Raw genomic sequence first — 22,329 nt, forward strand, 5'->3', positions numbered from 1 at the left:
ACTCCGACATCATGTCAGAGTAACCCTTGTTCGTTATGATTGACGGTCTGAAAGAATGCGACGACGCAATTGGATACCGAAGTATGTCGCGACGCCACTTAATGCGAGACTGCCTAAGATAATCGCAGCACTTCCTTCGGCCACACCGATTCCGATACCGACAAAGCCGGCGACGACAGCCAACGCGACGAATAGAAACATAGCTTGCATGGAGACTCCTCCTTATTTTCTCTTCTCTATCCTATTGTATGATAAAAAACGGCCGATGAAAACGTTCACAGTCGATTCCACTCGACAAAGGTACTGTGACGTGTGCTATACTCTTAAAGTTGAAGAAAAGCTGAAACTTTTTAAATAAGAGAGGAATAACTACATGAACGTAAGAACAAACCTTCGTAACGTAGCCATCATCGCTCACGTTGACCACGGTAAAACAACGTTAGTTGATGAATTATTAAAACAGTCTGGTACATTCCGGACGAACGAGGCAGTCGCAGAACGTGCGATGGACTCAAACGATATCGAGCGTGAGCGCGGAATCACAATTCTCGCGAAAAACACGGCAATCGATTACAAAGATACACGCATCAACATCGTTGATACGCCAGGACACGCAGACTTTGGTGGGGAAGTAGAACGAATCATGCGTATGGTAGACGGCGTTATTCTCGTTGTCGACGCACGTGAAGGCTGTATGCCACAAACTCGTTTCGTATTGAAGAAAGCTCTCGATCAAGGACTTCGTCCAATCGTCGTTGTCAACAAAATCGACAAACCGATGGTTCGTCCACTTGACGTTGTCGACGAAGTTGTCGACCTATTGATTGACCTTGGCGCAGATGAAGATCAACTTGAATTCCCTGTCGTCTATACGTCAGCAGTCAGCGGTTCAAGTTCGTTCGATCCTGATCCAGCAAACCAAGAAGAAACAATCACACACGTACTCGATACGATTCTTGAAAACACACCGGCTCCAATCGATAACTCTGATGAGCCGCTTCAGTTCCAAGTAACAATGCTCGACTATGACAACTACCTCGGCCGAATCGGTGTAGGTCGCGTCTTCCGTGGGAAAATTAAAGTCGGTGAGCAAGTATCGCTCTGTAAGACAGATGGTTCAGTGAAACAACTTCGTGTCACGAAACTATTTGGTTACTTCGGACTTAAACGTATCGAAATCGAAGAAGCAAAAGCTGGTGACTTGATCGCCATCGCTGGTATGGAAGACATCAACGTCGGTGAAACTGTCACACCAGTCGGTAAAGAAGAGTCGCTCCCGCTCCTTCGCATCGATGAGCCAACACTTCAAATGCGCTTCATGACGAACAACTCTCCGTTTGCAGGACGCGAAGGCGATTTCGTGACAGCACGTAAAATCGAAGAGCGTTTGATGAAACAACTCGAGACGGACGTTTCACTCCGTGTCGAAAACACAGATTCACCAGACCAATGGATCGTATCAGGACGCGGTGAGCTTCACCTCGGGATCTTGATCGAGAACATGCGTCGTGAAGGTTACGAACTCCAAGTATCGAAACCACAAGTTATCATCCGTGAAGACGAGAATGGAACGAAAGTCGAGCCGTTCGAACGCGTCATCATCGATGTGCCAGAAGAATATACAGGTTCAGTTATGGAGTCAATCGGTCTCCGTAAAGGTGAACTCGCCAACATGAACACGAACGACAACGGTCAGACTCGTATGGAATTCATCGTTCCATCACGTGGTTTGATTGGTTACCGTAACGAATTCTTATCGGCGACACGTGGATACGGAATCTTGAACCATACGTTCGAAGAGTACCGTCCTTATATCGCAGCTGACATCGGTGGACGTCGCAGTGGTGTCATGGTTTGTATCGAAAACGGGAAGTCGACGGCTTACTCGATCGGTGCCCTTGAAGACCGTGGAACGATCTTCATCGAACCAGGTACAGATGTGTATGAAGGAATGATTATCGGTGAATGTAACCGTGACGTCGACCTTGCCATCAACGCCGTTAAAGGGAAGCAATTGACAAACATGCGTGCATCTGCAAAAGACTCAACACAAGTCTTGAAACGTCCACGCGTCTTCTCACTCGAAGAGTCGCTCACGTTCTTGAACGATGACGAGTACTGTGAAATCACACCGGAGTCGATTCGTCTCCGTAAGAAAATCTTGAACAAGAACGAACGCGAGAAAGCAGACAAGCGTCGTAAACTTGGTAAAGAATAAGTTAGCAGAAAGGGAACGCTTCGGCGTTCCCTTTTGCATGGAATAGTGTAGAATGGATGTGTATGAAATAAAGGGGGACTCTTTGTCTTGAAAGCTTCTCAAACAATCGATATCACACAGATTGACGTTCCGTGGATCGCCTCGATGCTCGGTGTCGGCAGTAATCCGAACGATTTCTCGGTCGGGTTCAATGCACTCGTCGTCGTGGTCATCTTACTGACGATTCTCGTATTCAAACTGGGATTCGCAAAACAATTGGCATGGTGGAAATCGCTCATCGTCTATATTCTCCTTTCACTTGGAGCGGGAACGATGGCACTCGTTTTCTTTACATGGCCAATTCCAGAAGTTCTTCTCGTGATGGCCGTCGTACTGGCTATCTATCGTGGTCGTCTCTGGTGGAACCGTCGTCAAGGTGCAATGGAATCATAAAAAATACGGGCGTCTCTTCGGAGGCGCCCGTTTGCATTACCAGTTTCGTTTTTGTCGAAATGTAGGATATAACTTGAATTGTCCAGATGCGGCGCGTTCAGCCGTTCGTTCGCTGATTCGCTCCTGACACTCTTGACACATATACGTTTTAGCCGGTTTGTTACGCAAGCGTTTTGCTTCAAACGACCATGAGTCGATCGTTTCGACTTTATCGCAAAGAGAACATTTCACACGCATCTTTTCACCTTCCTCTATACGTTGAGTATAGCATGATTTCATCTGTGAAAAGCAGGGAATTGAATCGGTAAGGGAGAATGGTACAACCATACCCGGTAAAAGGAGGGGAGTTGAATGGCGAGTAAGGCTACGTTTGAATTGACGTCCGCGCAAGAGCGATTATTAAACGATATGCCGTTAACATTTCTCGTCGGTTTTGATGAAGCGAAACGTTGGCCAATCAGTCACGCGATCAGTTGGGTGCAAGCACTCGACGCCGTTACGATTCGATTTTCGTTAACAAAAAACTCGCATATCGTGACCATCTTGACAACGGAAAAGACGGCTGGTCTCATCTTTATCGAAGACGGCCAATCTTATCATGTTCTACTGTCATCCATCCGAGAGTTTGAGCCATCCATCAAACCGAGCCTTCATCTTCGTTTTTTTGAAGGACATGTCGAAGAAGTGAGGAACATCTCATTTTACGGTGCAACATACGCACAGCCCGAAATCACGAAAACATACGATATTCGTGCGGCGGAAAAGCTTGACCGTGAAGTGAAAGAAAGTCTTCATTCTTGAATACTATCCTATATTCGAGGGGCGGCAAAGTCTATGAAAAAAACGTATGTCCTTGATACGAACGTACTACTCCATGATCCGCTATCCTTATTTCAATTCGAAGAACATGACGTGGTCATTCCGGCCATTGTTTTAGAAGAACTTGATGGTAAAAAACGAAACATGGACGAGGTCGGGCGTAACGCCCGAGAAACATCACGTGTCCTCGACCAACTCCGGACGACAGGGAAACTCCATGACGGCGTGCCGCTTGAAAACGGGGGGCGTCTGTTTGTCGAAATCGGTCAACACCAGGTCGATATTCCGTTCGATGTCATGACGAATGATAATCGCATCTTAATGGTAGCGTTAGGATTAATGAAACAATACGAGCATGACACGAGCCATAGAGTCGTCGTTGTCTCGAAAGATATATTAGTCCGCGTCAAAGCGGACGCCATTGGAATCGATGCAGAAGATTATTTGACCGATCATATCGTCGATACGACGGATTTGTATGCCGGCTATCGAGAAATTGAAGTCGATCAGACACTCATCGATGAATTTTATAAGGTGCGTCAACTTCCGACATCCGCATTGACGAAACAGACATTGTACCCTAACTCGTTCGTCGTCTTGAAAAGTAACGTCTCGAAAGCGAGTGCGCTTGCTGTGGTCGATTCGCTTCAACCGATTTTACGACCACTGGCACTTGATGCAGATCACATTTGGGGAATTCATCCACGAAACGTCCAGCAGCGGATGGCGCTCGATCTATTGCTTCGAGATGACATTCCGTTCGTCACCTTACTTGGGAAAGCCGGTACCGGGAAGACGCTTCTTGCCTTAGCGGCAGGACTCTCACTCGTTGAGGACGAGCAACGGTACAATAAACTCGTCGTCGCTCGCCCGGTCGTGCCGATGGGGAACGATATTGGCTACTTGCCAGGGGAGATGGAAGAAAAGCTTCGCCCTTGGATGCAACCGATTTACGATAACTTAGAATTTTTATTTAGCGCTAATTCAAAAGATGAGCTCGGAAATATTCTAGCCGGCATGAAGTCGATTCAACTTGAAGCACTTACCTACATTCGAGGAAGAAGCATGCCGGATCAGTTTATCATCATCGATGAGGCACAAAACTTAACGAAACATGAGATTAAGACGATTCTCACACGTGTCGGAGAAAACTCAAAAATCGTACTCGTCGGTGACCCGTACCAGATCGACCATCCGTATCTTGATGAATATTCGAATGGATTGACGTATGCGGTAGAACGATTCAAAGGTCAGAACGTCTTCGGTCACGTCCAGCTTGTAAAAGGGGAGCGCTCGTCGCTCGCAAGATTGGCGGCCGACTTACTATAAACCAACACAAAAACGCCGGGCAGCGATGCTCGGCGTTATTTTGTATCCAACTGTAGAGCTTGAACGTTTGTTCGTTCTAAAAATGCGTTCGAGATCATAATCAATCCTGTGATGACGAAGAGGGAAGAGAACCCGAAATGGGCCACTACTTGAGACCCGAAGAGCGGTCCAAGTAAATTTCCCATAAACTGTGCCGATTGGTTATAGGAAAAGATTCGTCCAGTCGCCGATACGGGTGTGTGCTGACGAAGAAGTGATTGAACGGACGGCATCAAGGCGGCTGTCGCGAATCCGATTCCGAACCGTAATAGAACCAGCTGGGTTGTCGAGGTGACGAACGCTTGCGGAATCAGGAATAAGCTATAAAGAAGCAGTGCCCAGAATAAAATCCGTTCTGCGCCATATCGGTCGGACAAGCGTCCCAAGCGTTGAGCAGAAAAAAGCGCAGCCAGTCCAGGTGCAGATGCGACGATCCCGGCCATAAAGGCGAGAGCGGTCGTATGCGGATTCAGTTCGCGGACGTATAACGTCAACAAAGGACCAATCGATTGTGTCGAAAACTGGGTGAGGAACGTTGTCACGAACAATCCGATAACGAGTTGTGGATGACGTAACGAAGTAAAGATGGATTTCATTGAAGCCAGTTCTTCGCGTTTCACGGGGACAAAATCTTCTTTGACGAACCAAAATGTGATTAAGAACGTGAGGAAGAGTGCACTTCCGGTAAAGAGAAAAACGGATCGAAGCCCAATCCAGTCTGCGAGGAGTCCACCGATGAGCGGACCGAGAAGACCACCGGTGATGCCACCGGTTGACAGGGTACCGAGCGCCCAGCCACTTTTCTCTTTAGGGGTTTGGGAAGCGACCAAGGTGATTCCGGCTGAGATAAAGCCAGAAACGGCACCCATAAGTAAGCGCAACCCGACTAATTGATAGACATCTTGAACGAAGCTGATGAGAAACATGACGATGGCCATACCGAGACTGGCTCGAATGAGCATCAACTTTCTTCCCTTGCGATCAGCCAAGCGCCCCCACATCGGAGATACGATGGCAGCCACGAGGAATGTCGCACCAAATGCGACGGCGGACCAGGTGACGACGTGGTCCGGGTCTGTTACCCCGAGTTGTTCAACGAACAATGGGAGAAATGGTAGGACGAGACTCATCGAAGCGGCGGTCAAGAAACTACCGATCCAGACAACGATTAAATTTCGTTTCCAAAGAGGCATCGTAAGCGTCACGACCTTTCTTATTCAATTTATAGTCAACACACTATATGTTACACTTTGTGAACTAAAAAGTCCAAAAAAAGAGAAGGGGAGTCCCTTCTCATTGACCGCTGAGCACAGTGATGTGATTCACTTGGCGGATAATCTGATTGTCGTACAGGACATAGACAGGACCATCCGTGAGCACCTTTCCGTCTTTTGAGAATTGTAAATAGACGCGAGATGCATCATGGAGTGGAATCGTCAACACGGTCTCCCCGTAAAAGCGGATATGCGTCGCCAAATCAACTGGTTCGGCATTATTTATAAATGGTGCGAGCGGCATTGCGAACGAATCACGTAGCGCCGCGTCCTTGTCTTGTCGAGACATCGGTTTATTATGGTCGATTCTAGTCCCTTGTGTCAGCCCATCATCCCATGCTTTCCCCATTTTTGCATAGTAGGCCTCTTGGTCATTCTCTGCCACCGCGTCCAATTCTTCAATTTTTCGTTTCCGATCATCAAAAATCCATACGGTCGGGTCGATCGTTAAAGGATGTCGAACCGATCCGTCTAGCGGAAAAATCATGCTAATATCCCCCTTCATACACATTACACATTTCATTATAGCGCTCTTTCTCTTAAAATGGAAAAGAGGAAGAATGTCGCAATCATCCATACTGTACATTGAATTATGATGAAAGATAATGTACAGTTGAGTTATGACAAACAGTCTGTCATCGTACGGAGGAGGGGTCGTAGTGGCGACAAATTTGGCTGCAATCCAACGGGAGCAAGCGCTTCAGTTACTCGAGGCGGATGCTGAAAAAATCCGTTGTCTGATTGAAGTGCAGTTAGAAAACCTTAAAATGCCGAAGTGCCCGCTTTATGAAGAGGTGCTTGATACACATATGTTTGGACTATCGCGCCAAATTGATTTTGCGGTTCGTCTTGGACTCATTTCAGACATTGAAGGTAAAGGACTGCTCGATTCATTGGAACAAAAGTTATCTGCCTTGGCAGAAGCTTCAGAATTATGAACCTTATACTCAAACTGTGCAAGTGGCGCTGTTTGAGTATTTTTTTATAAAGGTTGTCGGATTGTTTTACATAAGGAAGTGAATACATGAAAACACGGTTTCGGTATTTTGATTTTGCGTTGTTTTTGTCAGTGCTTTTGCTCGTCGGACTGAGCTCGATTATGATTTATAGTGCGAGCGTATGGAATCGTGGGGATTACGCGAATAACAGTTTGTTTTATCGCCAGCTCGTCTATGTCGGAATTGGGATTTTTGTTTACTTGATTGCCTCGCTGTTCCGTTATGAGATGTTTCGGAAAAAAGGACTTCGTCTCAGTCTCTATGCGTTATCCGTCATTTTACTGTTCGTCACGTGGGCCATGCCTCCGTTAAACGGGGCGCGCGCTTGGCTCATCGTCGGTGGATTCACGATTCAGCCGGTCGAGATTGCGAAGTTCGTTCTGATCATCTTGCTAGCGAACTACTATCATGAATTATGGAATAACGAGTTAAAAGGGCTTCCTGGTCGTCTCGCTCGGGCCGCCATCACGAAAAAAGGATGGCGTGCTCAAATCGGGGCCTTCTTCTTAGTACCGGTTCTCTTTTACTTTTCGTTATATGCCATCGCCATCAATGGGCAGCCGGATATGGGAGGGTTATTCGTCCTCGGGTCCATCATGCTTCTCATGTGGTTCGGTGTTGGGGCTCCACTTCGCATCATGATACCAGGAATATTAGCTGGGGTCGGCGCTGTCTTCTTGTTGTTTACGACTATCTTTTCAGAAAATCAACGGAGCCGGATCGAGGTCGTATTTAATCCGTTCATGGACCCGGAAGGTTACGGGCACCAATTGCTCATGTCCATCATCTCCATCGTACATGGTGGGTTGACTGGTGTCGGACTCGGGAACAGTTTTCAAAAGTATGGGTATTTACCAGAACCTGAAACCGACTATATCATGTCGATTATTGCTGAAGAGTTAGGGTTCTTCGGTGTGCTGACGGTTTTGGTACTGCTCTTCTTCATCGCGTTTCGCGCGATTCATATCGCCAATCATGCGGATAGTCATTTTGCGATGTTCGTGTCGTTTGGGATTGCATCACAAATTATTATTCAAACGGCCATCAATATCGGGGCGATGTCCGGTTGGTTCCCAGGGACAGGGGTAACCTTGCCACTGGTCAGTTATGGGGGAACATCGCTCATCATGATGATGGGTGTACTCGGTGTGCTTAGTAGCATCTCGATGCGTAACCGTCATCGAGAAGCGACACGACGAGAAGAAATTCGGGTGAAGTCGGAAGAAAACGTTCAACGTTCGTCACTTCACGTTGTCAGGTAAGAAAATAACCAAACTTTATTAACGGGGGGATTTCATTTGAAACCAATTAAAAAGTTACTTGTTGCAAACCGTGGGGAAATTGCCATTCGCGTATTTCGAGCGGCGACAGAGTTAGGCATTCGAACGGTAGCTGTCTATTCACAGGAAGATAGCGGTTCATTACATCGCTTTAAAGCGGATGAGGCCTACTTGATCGGTGTAGATAAAAAACCGATCGATGCATACCTCGATATTGAAGACGTGATCCGAATCGCTAAGGAGTCAGGCAGTGATGCGATTCACCCGGGATACGGATTCCTTTCAGAAAACATCGAGCTTGCAAAACGTTGCCGTGAAGAAGGAATTATCTTTGTTGGTCCTCATGAATCCCATTTGCATGCGTTTGGAGATAAAGTCCGTGCACGTCAAAGCGCCATTTCCGCTGGACTTCCTGTTATCCCAGGTTCAGATGGACCACTCACATCGTATGAGGATGCTGAAGCATTTGCCAAAGAGCACGGGTTCCCGCTCATGGTCAAAGCATCGATGGGTGGCGGAGGTCGCGGGATGCGTGTCATTCGGACGGAAGCGGAAATGAAAGACTTAATCGAACGCGCGAAGTCAGAAGCGAAACAGGCGTTTGGTTCTGACGAAGTGTACATAGAAAAACTCGTCGAACGTCCAAAGCACATTGAAGTGCAAATCCTAGGGGATGAGCATGGTCACATCGTTCACTTGTTCGAGCGTGACTGTTCAGTTCAGCGCCGTCACCAAAAAGTTGTCGAAGTGGCACCGTGTGTGACCTTATCTGATGCATCACGTCAAAAGATTTGTGATGCGGCGGTCCAACTCATGCGACACGTCGGATACGTTAACGCCGGTACAGTCGAATTCTTGGTGACCGAGGACGAGTCGTTCTACTTCATTGAGGTCAACCCGCGCATTCAAGTCGAACATACGATCACAGAGATGGTGACAGGGTTTGACATCGTTCAAACACAATTGATGATCGCGCAAGGTGAATCGCTCCACGGCGATATGATTCAAATGCCAAAGCAAGAAGAGATCAAACTTCTCGGTTATGCCATTCAATCACGTGTGACGTCTGAAGACCCAGGAAACAACTTCATGCCGGATACAGGTAAAATCATGGCTTACCGTTCTCCAGGTGGCTTTGGTGTTCGTCTTGACGGCGGAAACGCATATGTCGGTGCAGAGATTTCACCGTACTACGATTCGCTTCTCGTGAAACTGTCGACACACGGCATGACGTTCGAGCAAGCCGCTTCGAAAATGGTTCGAAACTTGAACGAGTTCCGGATTCGTGGAATCAAGACGAACATTCCGTTCTTGATCAACGTAATGAAACATCCGAACTTCATCAATGGGGACTACAACACGTCGTTTATCGATGAGACACCAGAACTGTTCGTCTTCCCGAAACGAAAAGACCGTGGGACGAAATTGTTGAACTATATCGGTGATGTGACGGTGAACGGATTCCCGGGTGTCGGTCTGAAAGACAAGCCGATCAGCCGCTCGGTGCGAATCCCACATGATCTTCCGTCTGAAGCAAAACCAGGGACGAAGCAAATCCTGACGGAACTCGGACCGGACGGCCTTGCCGACTGGATCAAACGTCAACCGGAACTATTGTTGACGGACACGACGATGCGAGATGCGCATCAGTCCTTACTCGCGACGCGTATGCGGACGCAGGACATCCTAAACATCGCCGAACCGACAAGTAAACTCATGCCAGAATTGTTCTCGGTCGAGGCATGGGGCGGAGCGACGTTCGATGTCGCTTATCGTTTCTTGTCAGAAGATCCATGGGTACGTCTAATGAAGCTTCGTGAGAAGATGCCGAACGTCTTGATTCAAATGCTGCTCCGCGGTGCGAATGCGGTCGGATACAAAAACTATGCGGACAACGTCATTGAGAAGTTTGTCCATGAAGCAGCGTATGCAGGAGTCGACGTGTTCCGAATCTTTGACAGTCTCAACAACCTAGAATCGATTCAATTGGCAATCGATGCGACACTTCCGACTGGAAAAGTGGCGGAGGCAGCCATCTGTTATACGGGAGACTTGTATGATGGCAACCGTCCGAAGTACCACCTTCCGTATTACATCGACCTCGCGAAGAAACTTGAGGCGAGTGGTGCACATATCTTGGCAATCAAGGACATGGCAGGTCTATTGAAGCCGGAATCGGCCTATGCACTCGTATCGGCATTGAAAGATGCCGTCGATTTACCAATTCATTTGCATACGCATGATGCCTCTGGGAACGGGATCTTCACATATGCTCGTGCAACAGATGCCGGTGTCGACATTGTTGACGTTGCCGCAAGTTCCATGTCCGGAATGACTTCGCAACCTTCGGGCGGAAGCTTAGTGTATGCACTCAACCATCACGAGCGTCAACCGAAGATCGATCCGAAGCAATATGAAGTGATCAGTGATTATTGGCAAGACGTTCGTCACAACTATGAACCGTTCGAGAGCGATATGCGTGCTCCGCATCCGTCTGTTTATGAGCACGAGATGCCAGGTGGTCAATACTCGAACCTTCAACAACAAGCGAAAGCGGTCGGTCTCGGTGATCGTTGGGGAGAAGTTAAAGCGATGTACGCCCGAGTCAATATGTTGTTCGGAGATATCGTCAAGGTTACTCCTTCTTCAAAAGTTGTAGGGGACATGGCGCTCTTTATGGTGCAACACAACTTATCGGAAGAAGATGTGATGACGCGTGGTCATCAACTGGACTTCCCAGACTCAGTCGTGGAAATGATGCGCGGGGAGCTTGGGACACCTCCTGGAGGCTTCCCGAAAGATGTTCAACAAGTCATCTTAAAAGGCGAGGAACCATTGAATGTTCGTCCTGGTAAACTGATCAAACCATATGACTTTGAATCGTCTCGGGAAGAGTTGTTTAAGAAATTCGAACGACCGGTCACCGATTTTGAACTTCTCGCCCATGCCCTTTATCCGAAGGTATATGAGGACTATGTCAAACATACGACGACGTATGGGGACGTATCCGTACTCGACACGTTAACGTTCTTCTATGGACTAAATGTAGGAGAGACCATCCAAGTCGAAATCGAGACAGGGAAAACGTTAATCATCAAACTCGTTCAAGTGAGTGCGCCAAACGAGGATGGCATCCGTCTTGTCTCGTATGAGATGAACGGGGTTCCGCGTGAAATCGAGATTAAAGACGTGAACGTCAAATCGGCAACGACAAGCCGTCCGAAAGTGGACCGTTCGAACGTGAAACAAGTCGGCGCCTCAATGCCGGGGTCTGTTTTGAAGGTATTGGTCGAACCAGGTAGTCGCGTACATCGTGGAGAGCAGTTGCTCGTCACGGAAGCCATGAAAATGGAGACGACGATTCAAGCGGCACAAGATGGTGAAATTAAAGCCATTCATATTAAAGAAGGCGACACAATACAAAGTGACGACTTGTTGATTGAATTTGTATAATCAAAAGAAGCATAGTTCGCTATGCTTCTTTTTTGTAGATGGGAGTGGGAATGATGAAACGAGTATGTTGGTTTCGATCGGATTTCAGATTGACCGATAATCATATGCTTCACCGGGCGCTGAACGATATGGAGGATGGGGATGACCTCGCTTTCGTCTTTTGGCTAAATCCGAAATACTGCGATCCGTTTGAAGTGCGTCACGATTATTTCTTCTCGACGATGCGGACGTTTATGGATGATTTAGAGTCGAAAGGATTAGGGCTTCGAGTGCTTGTCGCGGAAACAGAGAACGATTTCGTGAAACAGCTCGGAGAGATGGATGTGCTTTACTTCAATGCGGAGTATGTGGAACCGTTCAAGCAACGAGACGATCGTGTCATCGAAGCTCTTAGTGAAGAGGTGAAAGTCGTACGACTCCTTGATCGACATCTGTTTCATCCCGATGCGTTTCGAACGAAGAGCGGGGATCCGTATAAAGTGTTCACCCCGTTCAAAAAAGCAGCTTATGCCGAACAACCGCCAAAACCGTATGATGTTGATGTCGACCGTTTAAAGCATTTCATCAGCTCAGAAAATGAGCAACCGAGTGAGCTGAAAGACTTGTTCAAACGCTGTGAGCGAGAATGGAAAGGGTTAGGGGAGACCGAGGCGAAGAAACGGTTGACCCGTTTCGTCAATGATCGCATGGTCGACTATGACGAAAAGCGTGACATTCCGAGCATCGCTGGGACGAGTCGATTATCTCCATACTTACGAACCGGGGTGTTATCGATTCGTACCATCACCGAGCAGGTACTGTCCGCGAGACAATCAAAAGGACGCGACACGTATTACGATGAATTGTTGTGGCGTGAATTTTACTATATGGTGATGGCGAAGTTCGACGGATTGAAAGACAATCCGTTCAATGAAAAATACAAAGCGCTTGAATGGGAAGACGATGAGGCGCAGTTTGAGAAATGGTGTAATGGAGAGACCGGCTATCCGATCGTTGACGCGGCGATGCGTCAGTTGAATGAGACGGGTTGGATGCACAACCGCCTGCGGATGATTGTTGCATCGTTCTTGACGAAACATCTCCTTCTTGACTGGCGAAAAGGAGAGCGCTATTTCGAACGGAAATTGATTGATTACGAGGCGTCATCGAATATTGGTGGGTGGCAATGGGCAGCCTCGGTCGGGACGGATGCTGTTCCATATTTCCGCATTTTCAATCCGACGACACAATCCGAACGATTTGACCCTGACGGAACGTTCATCCGGAAGTATGTGCCGGAGCTGAAACATGTGACGGACAAATCGATACACTTTCCGGACCCGGCAGAGCGAGAAGATTATGCGATGCCGATTGTCGATCATAAAGAAGCGAGAGAACGAGCCCTCGAACGATTTAAAGAATTGTAAACAAAAAAGCGCCGCGGCGCTTTTTTGTTTGGTCATCCGTTCATGTTGTTGAGTTGTGTCCCATCTTGTCGTGCTGTCGATCGGTATGCGTGATAAGAAAGATAAGCGAGGATACCGAAGTAGCAAGTGATTAAGAATGCGTGAAGGAGTGGCACATATGTGGCGTGTCCACCGAGAACGATCCAAGCACCTGTTCCGACTTGAAGCAGAATGAAGAAGAGAGAAGCCGTCATGCCTCGTTCGATTAATCGGTTCGCCTCTTTTCGTGACAAGTAAAGAACATATAGCGTATACAAAACGAGTATACCCGCCATAATCCGATGCCCCATTTGCACGTAAGATTCAAACGTCCATACACTTTGTTCACAGATTGGCCAACCGACACAAGCGTAAGTGGCACCGAGATGTCGGACGTAGGCTCCTGTGTATACGACGACCATCGTGTAGAGGGAGAGACCATATAAGTGGGACCGCAATCGGTTCGATACCAACTTATGTTCTCGGTCACCTTCGAATAAGAGAATGGTCAAAACCAAGAGAGAAGCGAATGAAACGAGAGAAATTCCGAAGTGCAGTGCCAAAATGGCGTCTGATTGTTGCCAAATGACAGCGCCTGCTCCGATGATTGACTGGATGAGCATGAAGATGAATGCGAGAAACGCAAAGATTTTCACATCGACCCGATGTTTGACCGCGATGAACGTCCAAATCGCGAGTGCGATGATGAGGAGTCCTTCAACACCTGATACGACACGATGACTGTATTCGATCATCGTCTCGACACTAGGGTTGGTCGGGATCAATTTCCCATGGCAGAGTGGCCAGTCTGTTCCACAGCCATCTCCAGAGTCCGTCTTCGTCACGGTTCCACCCATGATGAGGACAAGCATCATCCCGAGGGTGACAAACCCTGAGAAAAACGCGAGTTTTTTATGCATGCATTACCACCTGCTTCTAATCAAAATCCGATAAAAATGTACCTTGTTTATTTATATTTTTTTCGCCATACTTATTATACGGCTTTCCGTTCAAAAAACGAAATGGAAAAGCTTGCAATCGTTATCAAAAACGTTATTCTAATATTAGCAAAGCACATAAGGTGTGACAAATATCACACTATTGACACAAAAAACTCGCTATTTTACAAGCATAAAGGGCGTATTTTTTAAAAAAATATGGTATCTTTGTAGAGAGTTAAGTGTATTTTGTTCATATTGTGTTTTTTCTGTGAAGAGAATGCGAGGATTTCGTGATTATGTGGGGGGGTCAGTATGACAAAAGTCAACCCAGGGATGACGGTAGATGTAGAGTATACAGAATCAACGTCATTCCGAGATTACGTCGCCTTAGCGAAAATGGGAATCGTTCGCGCCAACCTGTTGTTGGTGTTTGCGGGATTCTTCGTGGCAGCGACGTACCAGAGCGATACGCCAGTCCTTTACTTGTTTGAAGTTTGGCCACAGCTCTTATTAACAATGTTAGGAAGCGCACTCGTGATTTCGGGGAGTTGTTACCTAAACAACTTTGTGGACCGAGACATCGATTACTTAATGGATCGTACGGACAATCGACCGAGTGTAACCGGCAAGATTTCAGGAGAGAAGATTTTACTTCTCGGATTGACACAACTTGCAATCGGAACACTTTTATTGCTCCTTGTATCGTACGTCGCCGCAGTATTCGGTTTAATCGGGGCATTTTTTTATGTCGTGATTTATACGATGTGGCTGAAGCGTACGAGTACGCTCAATACAGTCGTCGGTAGTATTTCGGGAGCCGTTCCACCGCTGATTGGTTGGGCAGCATTAGACCCGACACTTCATATCGATGCGTGGCTCATGTTCCTTGTCATGTTCTTATGGCAACCACCACACTTCCTGGCGCTCGCCATGCGACGGACGGAAGAGTATCGAGCGGCAGGCATTCCGATGCTTCCGGTCGTGAACGGATTTGCCATCACAAAACGGCAGATCATCTGGTGGATTGTGACGCTGATTCCAGCATCGCTCTTATTTATGCATTACGGTCTTGTTTACTTGACAGTCGCAGCCGGTTTAGGGGGCTACTGGTTGTATCTCGGATTGAAAGGATTCAAAGCCGAGGATGAAATCAAGTGGGCAAACAAAATGTTCTTCTATTCATTAATTTATTTAGTCGTGTGGATTATCGCGCTGATTTTGACTGCAGCATTGGCATAATCGCACTCACTATATAGAAAACCATTACACATCATTTTGGGAGAAAGTGGGGATTGTTGTGAAATCATTTAAGAAGCTTCTGTTTGGCATCGTCCCGATGATGATGTTCGCAGTCCTGTTATCAGGTTGCGGTCAAGAGGGATTGTCTGCATTGAAGCCGATGGGAGAAGGGGCTGAGCTTCAGCTCCGCATCATTCTCATCAGTTTGGCGATCATGCTCTTCGTACTCATCATCGTCACGGTCATTTACGTGTTCGTGCTTATGAAGTTCCGTCGGAAAGATGAATCAATTCCGAAGCAAGTTGAAGGTAGCAGTACACTTGAGATGATTTGGACAGTCGTTCCGATTATCCTTCTCGTCATTCTCGCTGTACCGACAATCACAACGACTGTCGAACTCGCGAAAGCGAAAGAAGCGAAAAAAGAAGAAGAAATCAACGTTACAGCAAACTTGTACTGGTGGGAATTTGAATATCCAGAAGCAGGCGTTGTAACAGGGCAAGAACTCGTCATCCCAGTTGGGAAGCGAGTAGGAATCAACTTGACGTCTAAAGATGTCATTCACTCATTCTGGGTACCGGCTTTGTCTGGTAAAACAGATACGAACCCAGGACTTGATAACGAAATGTGGTTACATGCAAATGAACCAGGTACTTACTATGGGAAGTGTGCCGAGCTTTGCGGTCCGTCACATGCCCTCATGGACTTTAAAGTCATCGCGCTCGAGCAAGAAGATTACGACAAATGGCTCGAAGACATGAAAGCAAAACAAGACGAAAACGCTGAAAAACTTGTGGCAGACAACGCAAACTTGACAACAGGTGAAGAAGTGTATGTCCAAAGCTGCTTAAGCTGTCACGGTGGCGGTAAAGTCGCACCTAGTTTAACGAACTTCGGAGATCGTGAATGGCTCACAGGTTACCTTGAAAACAATGAGGATAACTTGAAAGAGTGGATTCGCAACCCGCAAGACAAAAAACAAGGGGCTAAAATGCCAGCTTTCAATGAGGGTCAAATCAGCAACGAAGAGTTAGACGCACTCGTTGACTTCTTGTATGAGCAGAAAATTGACTAACGGGAAAAGGGGGATTTCACGTGGCACAGACCACTGCAATGCAGCAATCGCGTAAATACAATGGCATTATGGATTGGATTACGACGGTTGACCACAAAAAAATCGGTATTTTGTATTTGTTCTCAGGAATCTTCTTCCTCCTTCTCGGTGGAATTGAAGCATTAATGATTCGTTGGCAACTTGTCAAACCAATGAACGACTTCGTCAGCGGTGAGACGTTTAACCAGTTGATTACGATGCACGGGACGACGATGATTTTCCTAGCAGCGATGCCGATGTTATTCGGTTTCATGAACGCTGTTGTCCCACTTCAAATCGGAGCGCGCGACGTTGCGTTCCCTTATGTAAACTCATTAGGTTTTTGGTTGTTCTTCTTCGGGGGAGTCATGCTGAACTTAAGCTGGTTCTTCGGAGCTGCACCAAACGCGGGATGGACAGCTTATGCACCACTTTCAACACAGCCTGAAGCGAGCGGTGTAGACTTCTACGCACTCGGACTTCAAATTTCAGGTTTCGGTTCGTTGATGGCCGGGATTAACTTCCTCGTCACAATCTTGAACATGCGTGCGCCAGGTATGAAACTGATGCGTATGCCACTCTTCACATGGACGACGTTCGTTGCATCTGCATTGATCGTCTTCGCATTCCCACCACTCACGGTCGGATTGTTCATGTTGATGTTTGAGCGACTCTTCGGAGCTGCATATTTTGACCCAGCAATGGGCGGGAACATCGTCATCTGGGAACACCTTTTCTGGATCTTCGGTCACCCGGAAGTATACATTTTGATCTTACCGGCATTCGGTATTTTCTCGGAAATCATTCCGACATTCGCGCGTAAACGTCTCTTCGGTTACACGACGATGGTCTTCGCAACAATGTTGATCGGTTTCCTTGGATTCATGGTTTGGGTTCACCACATGTTCACAGTCGGTCTTGGTCCAGTTGCGAACTCAATCTTCGCAGTCGCAACAATGGCGATTGCTGTACCAACCGGTGTTAAAATCTTTAACTGGCTCTTCACATTGTGGGGCGGTCAGATTAAATTCAACGTGGCCATGCTCTATTCAGTCGCGTTCATTCCTTCATTCCTCGTTGGTGGGATGACAGGGGTTATGCTCTCAGTTGCTCCGGCTGACTATCAGTACCATGATAGTTACTTCGTCGTCGCTCACTTCCACTACGTTATCGTAGGTGGGGTTGTATATGGTCTTTTCGCAGGACTTTACTACTGGTTCCCACTTATGTTTGGTAAAGCGCTATCTGAGAAACTCGGTTACTGGCAGTTCTGGTTATTCTTTATCGGTTTCCACTTGACGTTCTTCCCGCAACACTTCCTCGGATTGTTCGGTATGCCACGTCGAGTCTTCACATACCTTGGTGGCCAAGGTTGGGATACCCTCAACTTGCTCTCGACAGCAGGGGCATTCTTCATGGGTGTATCCACGATCGTCTTGCTCATCGCCGTTGTGAAAGCCTTTATGTCTAAAGAACGCGTCAAACCAGACCATTGGGGAGACGGACGTACGCTTGAGTGGTCACTTCCTGTACCGACTCCTGAGTACAACTTTGCTCAAACGCCACTCGTCAAAGGTCTTGACACACTTTGGCTCGAGAAGATGGCGGGGAACAAGCGTGTATCTGTTTCTGAAGAAGTGACAGACATCCACATGCCGAATAACTCGATTATTCCGTTCTTCACATCACTCGGTCTCTTCATCGCTGGACTTGGTGCGATCTTCCACTTGGATAACTCTGTGGTCGGTTGGTCACTCATTGGAGTTGGATTAGCGATGACGTTCGTTTCGATGTTCCTACGTTCATGGATTGACGATCATGGCTACTACATTCCGAAGTCTAAAGTCGAAGCAGACTTGAAGGCGATTCGCGAGAAAGGAGAACAATAAATGGCACATGCAGTTGAAAAACACCCAGTGACCGGAATTCCGGCCAACCCAGAGAAAGCAACGCTGGAAGGGAAAAATAAATATGTGGCCTTCTGGTTCTTCCTTGGTGGAGAGACAGTCCTCTTCGCCTCGCTCTTTGGAACGTATGTCGGTCTTTTAAACTCTGGCGCGCCAGAGGAGTTACGTTCATACAATATCTTTGAGATGGAGCTCGTCTTTATTATGACGATGCTCCTCCTCACAAGTTCACTTACTAGTGTTCTTGCGATGATGAATATGAAAGCAAATAATACGGGCCGCATGAAACTTTGGTTGATTGTGACACTCGTTCTTGGAGCAGGATTCCTAACTGCAGAGATTTACGAGTTCATTCACTACTACCATATCGGTCACACGTTTACGTCAAGCGCGTTCGGTTCAGCCTTCTATACGTTAGTCGGTTTCCACGGTGGACACGTGACGTTCGGTCTTCTTTGGATCACGACACTCTTGATTCGTAACTGGAACCGTCCGATCGATGTATACAATGCACCAAAATTCTATGTATCGAGTCTATACTGGCACTTTATCGACGTTGTTTGGGTCTTCATCTTCTCAATCGTCTACCTCTTAGGGATGGTGAGCTAATATGGAAAAACGATCAATGAACGAAACGCACAGACAGTTAGAACTTGAAATGAAAGCAGAATCAAAACGCGAGTATCAACTTCAGTTGATCAGTTTCGCGATGATGATCTTGCTCACATTCGTAGCATTCGGAGCCGTTTATGCGGAATTGATGCCAGTGTGGGCAGCAGGTGGTTTCTTAATCATCTTGGCGATCATTCAAGTATTCTTACAGTTGTATATTTTCATGCATATGAATAACCGTGGGAACACGTGGATCGTTGGTATGATGTGGTTAGGCATCTTTGTCGCCATCATCACGGTCGCTGCACTACGCTTACTCATTTGGTAATTGTGACAAAGGATTGAACATCTGTGGAAACACGGATGATTCGGTCCTTTTTCCTTTACTTCAAAAATGAATGAATAGTAATCTTGAAGTGAACGGTTTCAAAGGTCAGGGAGAGAAAGAAAAGGGGTGAACGGATGCTCTGGAATACGTCGGAGCTGCTCAATCAATTTGATTGGCTCACGTTATGGAGTCCGCTGTTCGGATTGCTCATGGTCGGGATTTATGTACTATACGCCGTCGTGACAGAGAGAATGGCGAAGCGAGGATATGCCTCGACCACGTTATTACAAAAGTTTAGTATGTTGTTCGCGATTTTGTTGTATTATATCGGTTTTGGAAGTCCAATCGATGTGTTGGCTCATATCATCTTATCGGTGCATATGTTCCAAATGGTGCTTGTTTATATTTTGGCACCGGCTCTCGTTGTATACGGACTCCCATACTGGGTGTTTGAAAAATTACTTAGCTTTAAAATCATTGGACCAACGTTTCAATTTTTAACAAAGCCACTGATTGCACTTCTATTATTTAACGCATTGTTCTCTATCTATCATATGCCCGTCGTGTTCGATTACGTATTGACGAACTATGGGGTGCACCGAATTTTCCACGGCTCGTTAGTCGTCTTTAGTTTGACGATGTGGTATCCGGTCATCGTCCCACTCGTTTCAGACGAGGAAGAAGGCATGTCAGATTTGAAACGAATGGTGTACATTATCGCTAACGGGGTATTGTTGACACCTGCTTGTGCACTGATCATCTTCAGCCAGACAACGCTTTATAACGCCTATACGGACGTCCAGACGTTCGCTTCGGTGCTCGGTTATTGTTTGCCGAACGGAGATGTATCGGGAATCGATTTGGAGGCGTTGATGGGTGCGACGAACAGTGCACTCGAAGACCAGCGTTTCGGTGGGGTCTTGATGAAACTTGGTCAAGAGCTCGTATATGGATTCTTTTTCGGATGGACGTTCTTCGGTTGGGTACGACGGACGAAATCCCTTGCTGTAGATGAAGGCATGTCCTTCACACCACAAGAGACAAATGAGAAAAACTAAACAGAACAAAAAGGGGAAACATTGATGAACTATCTTGCCTTAATTAGTGTGTCATTCATCGTCATCAGTGCGATACTTGTCGCCATTGGATGGGTGATTATCGCAAAAGACCGCAGCAACATTGAAAAACATAAAAAAGTGATGACAGCTGCTGCGATTGCGGCGACTACTTTCTTCATCCTTTATGTGTCACGAACCGTTTTTGTCGGAAACACAGCGTTCGGAGGACCAGATTCGATTAAACCGTATTATCTCGGCTTTATGATCTTCCATATCTTATTGGCGACAACAGGCGGTGTCCTCGGATTGATTTCGCTTTATCTCGGTTACAAAAATAAAATCGAGAAACATCGCAAAATCGGACCGAAAGCCTCAGTGATTTGGTTCTTCACAGCCATCACAGGTGTCATCGTCTATATCCTTCTCTACGTGGCATATGACCCGGGTGAGACGACGAACGTATTCCGCGCAATAATCGGATGATCCATAGAGAGGGAGAGCTATATGAAACGGAATAGCTATATGACGGTTGGTTTGACCGTCCTGACGCTTGCCGTCATCGGAGTAGCAGTATATTTTATATTCTTTGATCAAGAGGATTTACCGGTCATTCAAGAACCGACGCCGTTCACATTGACGAACGCGTTAAACGAAGAAACATTCAATTCTGATGATGGAAAAGTAAAGATTGTGACATTCTTTTACACGAATTGTCCAGATATTTGTCCATTGACGCTACGTGATTTCATGAAGCTTGAAAAAGAATTAAAGGCCGAAGGATTATACGGCACAGATGTAGAACTCGTGGCGATCACGGTTGATCCTGAGGTCGATACCGTGCCAGTTCTTCAAAACTACGGAGAAGCATTCCAAGCAGATCCGACCGGGTGGAAGATGTTGACGGGTGAACAAGTGGATATTGATCGAATTACACGTCAACTTCAATTCTATTATTCGAAGGCGAACAGCGGTCTCGTGACTCACGCGACAACGATGTACGTCATCGACCGTCATCACGATGTACGTGCTGTCGCGCAGATGGCAACGGCAGGGGATGAGCCGGTCGATATCGAATCTATCATGGAGGACGTGAAAGTGCTCGCGAATGAAAAGGAGTGATCACCATGAACGATACGATGGCTGTGATTGGGAATGACTATTCATACGGAGATGTGACGATTGCAGAACGGGCGATTGAAGATTTGATCGCCTGTAGCGCGATTGAGTTCGGCTTAAAGGAAGTAAAAGTCGTCTCTCGCTCAAAAGACCACTACGATTATCAAATCATTGCATCATTACCACTCGCCGAAGCAGAGCGATTGTACCGCTATGTCCGAGATCAATTTGATTTATTGCTCGGTCAAGTCGATGTGACGTTGAACATTATTGCAACCAACTGAACAAAGCCCACGGAAGCGAATCTGCTTTCGTGGGCTTTATTTGTAATCAAAAACCCCTTCGCTTATGCAAGGGGTTTGACTTCTAGTGTTTCAGCGAGTGCCTTTAAGCGGCGCTCACAGTCGCGGACGATTTCATCTGGGAAGACTTCATCGTATTCAACACCGTGTGGGTAATAATGCTTTCCTAAAATCGGAGTGAGCATTTTGACAACAGCGTGACGATCCTCGATTTGACCTTCGATTGCGTATACAGGTAAGCGAAGATAGAATGTTTCGCCAGTCGATTGTTTCTCATATTTCATATCATACGTGGCACGCTCGTAATCCCAAGCACCTTCACGGATGAAATGATGATGATCCATGATCGTCTCGAGCAAACCAAAACGGATTTCTTTTCCCTCGATGTGGAACTGCTCAAATTTCATCATAATCCCCCTTTTCGAATAAACCTCATATGTCATCATACCATATTCAAAAACGTTCTT

23 protein-coding genes are annotated in these 22,329 nt (G+C 46.8%); 17 read left to right on the forward strand and 6 right to left on the reverse strand.

Annotated features, from left to right (window positions below; translation table 11 throughout):
* Nucleotides 1–33: 33 nt before the first annotated feature.
* On the reverse strand, nucleotides 34–210 hold the full coding sequence (locus tag KNO66_RS01905; protein WP_214739906.1) for a DUF5325 family protein: 177 nt from the start codon (nucleotides 208–210) through the stop codon (nucleotides 34–36).
* A 163-nt stretch (nucleotides 211–373) separates the two neighbouring features.
* Between KNO66_RS01905 and typA the strand changes: the two genes are divergently transcribed.
* Complete coding sequence (typA, locus tag KNO66_RS01910; RefSeq protein WP_214739908.1) at nucleotides 374–2,218, forward strand: translational GTPase TypA; 1,845 nt, start codon at nucleotides 374–376, stop codon at nucleotides 2,216–2,218.
* An 87-nt stretch (nucleotides 2,219–2,305) separates the two neighbouring features.
* Nucleotides 2,306–2,650, forward strand: coding sequence for a YlaH-like family protein (locus KNO66_RS01915; protein WP_214739910.1), 345 nt, complete (start codon nucleotides 2,306–2,308; stop codon nucleotides 2,648–2,650).
* A gap of 36 nt (nucleotides 2,651–2,686) precedes the next feature.
* Here KNO66_RS01915 and KNO66_RS01920 read toward each other — a convergent pair whose 3' ends face one another.
* Nucleotides 2,687–2,887, reverse strand: a complete 201-nt coding sequence (locus KNO66_RS01920; RefSeq protein WP_015881271.1) for a YlaI family protein — start codon at nucleotides 2,885–2,887, stop codon at nucleotides 2,687–2,689.
* A 114-nt stretch (nucleotides 2,888–3,001) separates the two neighbouring features.
* Here KNO66_RS01920 and KNO66_RS01925 point away from each other — a divergent pair, with 114 nt between their 5' ends.
* Nucleotides 3,002–3,451, forward strand: a complete 450-nt coding sequence (locus KNO66_RS01925) for a PNPOx family protein (protein ID WP_214739911.1) — start codon at nucleotides 3,002–3,004, stop codon at nucleotides 3,449–3,451.
* 33 nt (nucleotides 3,452–3,484) lie between these two features.
* On the forward strand, nucleotides 3,485–4,798 hold the full coding sequence (locus KNO66_RS01930) for a PhoH family protein (RefSeq protein WP_214739913.1): 1,314 nt from the start codon (nucleotides 3,485–3,487) through the stop codon (nucleotides 4,796–4,798).
* Nucleotides 4,799–4,833: 35 nt separating this feature from the next.
* On the opposite strand, the gene KNO66_RS01935 is transcribed toward KNO66_RS01930, so the two are convergent.
* Both KNO66_RS01935 and KNO66_RS01940 read right to left on the reverse strand, forming a co-directional pair.
* Nucleotides 4,834–6,030 (reverse strand): multidrug efflux MFS transporter, encoded by a 1,197-nt coding sequence (locus KNO66_RS01935; RefSeq protein ID WP_214739915.1) that lies wholly within the window; start codon nucleotides 6,028–6,030, stop codon nucleotides 4,834–4,836.
* A gap of 100 nt (nucleotides 6,031–6,130) precedes the next feature.
* Nucleotides 6,131–6,598 (reverse strand): hypothetical protein, encoded by a 468-nt coding sequence (locus KNO66_RS01940; RefSeq protein WP_214739917.1) that lies wholly within the window; start codon nucleotides 6,596–6,598, stop codon nucleotides 6,131–6,133.
* A gap of 172 nt (nucleotides 6,599–6,770) precedes the next feature.
* On the opposite strand from KNO66_RS01940, the gene KNO66_RS01945 reads away from it, so the two are divergent.
* The 4 genes from KNO66_RS01945 to KNO66_RS01960 all read left to right on the forward strand — a co-directional run bounded on the left by KNO66_RS01945 (nucleotide 6,771) and on the right by KNO66_RS01960 (nucleotide 13,248).
* Entirely contained in the window at nucleotides 6,771–7,049 is a 279-nt protein-coding gene (locus tag KNO66_RS01945) for an Fpa/YlaN family protein (RefSeq protein WP_015881276.1), read from the forward strand.
* A gap of 86 nt (nucleotides 7,050–7,135) precedes the next feature.
* Nucleotides 7,136–8,371 (forward strand): FtsW/RodA/SpoVE family cell cycle protein, encoded by a 1,236-nt coding sequence (locus tag KNO66_RS01950; RefSeq protein ID WP_214739919.1) that lies wholly within the window; start codon nucleotides 7,136–7,138, stop codon nucleotides 8,369–8,371.
* Nucleotides 8,372–8,407: 36 nt separating this feature from the next.
* Nucleotides 8,408–11,842 carry a pyruvate carboxylase gene (locus KNO66_RS01955; protein WP_214739920.1) on the forward strand — a complete coding sequence of 1,145 codons (3,435 nt, stop codon included), beginning with the start codon at nucleotides 8,408–8,410 and terminating at the stop codon, nucleotides 11,840–11,842.
* A gap of 53 nt (nucleotides 11,843–11,895) precedes the next feature.
* Nucleotides 11,896–13,248: a cryptochrome/photolyase family protein gene (locus KNO66_RS01960; RefSeq protein WP_214739922.1), complete on the forward strand. Its 1,353-nt coding sequence runs from the start codon at nucleotides 11,896–11,898 to the stop codon at nucleotides 13,246–13,248.
* Nucleotides 13,249–13,280: 32 nt separating this feature from the next.
* Here the strand turns inward: KNO66_RS01960 and KNO66_RS01965 are convergent, their stop codons facing one another.
* Entirely contained in the window at nucleotides 13,281–14,186 is a 906-nt protein-coding gene (locus tag KNO66_RS01965) for a COX15/CtaA family protein (protein WP_214739924.1), read from the reverse strand.
* Between the two features lie 333 nt (nucleotides 14,187–14,519).
* Here KNO66_RS01965 and cyoE point away from each other — a divergent pair, with 333 nt between their 5' ends.
* From cyoE to KNO66_RS02010, 9 genes are all read left to right on the forward strand, one after another.
* Entirely contained in the window at nucleotides 14,520–15,446 is a 927-nt protein-coding gene (gene cyoE / locus KNO66_RS01970; RefSeq protein WP_214739926.1) for a heme o synthase, read from the forward strand.
* Between the two features lie 58 nt (nucleotides 15,447–15,504).
* Complete coding sequence (gene coxB / locus KNO66_RS01975; RefSeq protein WP_353047808.1) at nucleotides 15,505–16,521, forward strand: cytochrome c oxidase subunit II; 1,017 nt, start codon at nucleotides 15,505–15,507, stop codon at nucleotides 16,519–16,521.
* Nucleotides 16,522–16,559: 38 nt separating this feature from the next.
* Entirely contained in the window at nucleotides 16,560–18,428 is a 1,869-nt protein-coding gene (gene ctaD / locus KNO66_RS01980; RefSeq protein WP_214742358.1) for a cytochrome c oxidase subunit I, read from the forward strand.
* Nucleotides 18,429–19,055 (forward strand): cytochrome (ubi)quinol oxidase subunit III, encoded by a 627-nt coding sequence (locus KNO66_RS01985; protein ID WP_214739928.1) that lies wholly within the window; start codon nucleotides 18,429–18,431, stop codon nucleotides 19,053–19,055.
* 1 nt (nucleotide 19,056) lies between these two features.
* Entirely contained in the window at nucleotides 19,057–19,386 is a 330-nt protein-coding gene (locus KNO66_RS01990; protein ID WP_214739930.1) for a cytochrome C oxidase subunit IV family protein, read from the forward strand.
* A 134-nt stretch (nucleotides 19,387–19,520) separates the two neighbouring features.
* Nucleotides 19,521–20,444 (forward strand): cytochrome c oxidase assembly protein, encoded by a 924-nt coding sequence (locus KNO66_RS01995; RefSeq protein ID WP_214739932.1) that lies wholly within the window; start codon nucleotides 19,521–19,523, stop codon nucleotides 20,442–20,444.
* Nucleotides 20,445–20,468: 24 nt separating this feature from the next.
* Entirely contained in the window at nucleotides 20,469–20,927 is a 459-nt protein-coding gene (locus KNO66_RS02000) for a DUF420 domain-containing protein (RefSeq protein WP_214739934.1), read from the forward strand.
* Between the two features lie 21 nt (nucleotides 20,928–20,948).
* Nucleotides 20,949–21,563, forward strand: a complete 615-nt coding sequence (locus tag KNO66_RS02005) for an SCO family protein (RefSeq protein ID WP_214739936.1) — start codon at nucleotides 20,949–20,951, stop codon at nucleotides 21,561–21,563.
* A gap of 5 nt (nucleotides 21,564–21,568) precedes the next feature.
* A complete protein-coding gene (locus KNO66_RS02010) occupies nucleotides 21,569–21,844 on the forward strand; it encodes a hypothetical protein (RefSeq protein ID WP_214739938.1) in 276 nt (91 codons plus the stop codon).
* Nucleotides 21,845–21,906: 62 nt separating this feature from the next.
* On the opposite strand, the gene KNO66_RS02015 is transcribed toward KNO66_RS02010, so the two are convergent.
* Complete coding sequence (locus tag KNO66_RS02015) at nucleotides 21,907–22,269, reverse strand: YugN family protein (RefSeq protein WP_214739940.1); 363 nt, start codon at nucleotides 22,267–22,269, stop codon at nucleotides 21,907–21,909.
* Nucleotides 22,270–22,329: the final 60 nt, after the last annotated feature.

Source organism: Exiguobacterium sp. s48 (genome assembly GCF_018617395.1).
Classification (GTDB): Bacteria; Bacillota; Bacilli; order Exiguobacteriales; family Exiguobacteriaceae; genus Exiguobacterium.

Bases quoted from the DNA above. Each gene is read 5' to 3' on its own strand.
- ctaD (WP_214742358.1), top strand. From the start codon at position 16,560: ATGCAGCAATCGCGTAAATACAATGGCATTATGGATTGGATTACGACG.
- cyoE (WP_214739926.1), top strand. From the start codon at position 14,520: ATGACAAAAGTCAACCCAGGGATGACGGTAGATGTAGAGTATACAGAA.
- KNO66_RS02015 (WP_214739940.1), bottom strand. From the start codon at position 22,269: ATGAAATTTGAGCAGTTCCACATCGAGGGAAAAGAAATCCGTTTTGGT.
- KNO66_RS01985 (WP_214739928.1), top strand. From the start codon at position 18,429: ATGGCACATGCAGTTGAAAAACACCCAGTGACCGGAATTCCGGCCAAC.
- KNO66_RS01995 (WP_214739932.1), top strand. From the start codon at position 19,521: ATGCTCTGGAATACGTCGGAGCTGCTCAATCAATTTGATTGGCTCACG.
- KNO66_RS01905 (WP_214739906.1), bottom strand. From the start codon at position 210: ATGCAAGCTATGTTTCTATTCGTCGCGTTGGCTGTCGTCGCCGGCTTT.
- KNO66_RS02005 (WP_214739936.1), top strand. From the start codon at position 20,949: ATGAAACGGAATAGCTATATGACGGTTGGTTTGACCGTCCTGACGCTT.
- KNO66_RS01935 (WP_214739915.1), bottom strand. From the start codon at position 6,030: ATGCCTCTTTGGAAACGAAATTTAATCGTTGTCTGGATCGGTAGTTTC.
- KNO66_RS02010 (WP_214739938.1), top strand. From the start codon at position 21,569: ATGAACGATACGATGGCTGTGATTGGGAATGACTATTCATACGGAGAT.
- KNO66_RS01920 (WP_015881271.1), bottom strand. From the start codon at position 2,887: ATGCGTGTGAAATGTTCTCTTTGCGATAAAGTCGAAACGATCGACTCA.
- KNO66_RS01950 (WP_214739919.1), top strand. From the start codon at position 7,136: ATGAAAACACGGTTTCGGTATTTTGATTTTGCGTTGTTTTTGTCAGTG.
- KNO66_RS01960 (WP_214739922.1), top strand. From the start codon at position 11,896: ATGAAACGAGTATGTTGGTTTCGATCGGATTTCAGATTGACCGATAAT.
- typA (WP_214739908.1), top strand. From the start codon at position 374: ATGAACGTAAGAACAAACCTTCGTAACGTAGCCATCATCGCTCACGTT.
- KNO66_RS01940 (WP_214739917.1), bottom strand. From the start codon at position 6,598: ATGATTTTTCCGCTAGACGGATCGGTTCGACATCCTTTAACGATCGAC.
- KNO66_RS01925 (WP_214739911.1), top strand. From the start codon at position 3,002: ATGGCGAGTAAGGCTACGTTTGAATTGACGTCCGCGCAAGAGCGATTA.
- KNO66_RS01965 (WP_214739924.1), bottom strand. From the start codon at position 14,186: ATGCATAAAAAACTCGCGTTTTTCTCAGGGTTTGTCACCCTCGGGATG.
- KNO66_RS01930 (WP_214739913.1), top strand. From the start codon at position 3,485: ATGAAAAAAACGTATGTCCTTGATACGAACGTACTACTCCATGATCCG.
- KNO66_RS01990 (WP_214739930.1), top strand. From the start codon at position 19,057: ATGGAAAAACGATCAATGAACGAAACGCACAGACAGTTAGAACTTGAA.
- KNO66_RS02000 (WP_214739934.1), top strand. From the start codon at position 20,469: ATGAACTATCTTGCCTTAATTAGTGTGTCATTCATCGTCATCAGTGCG.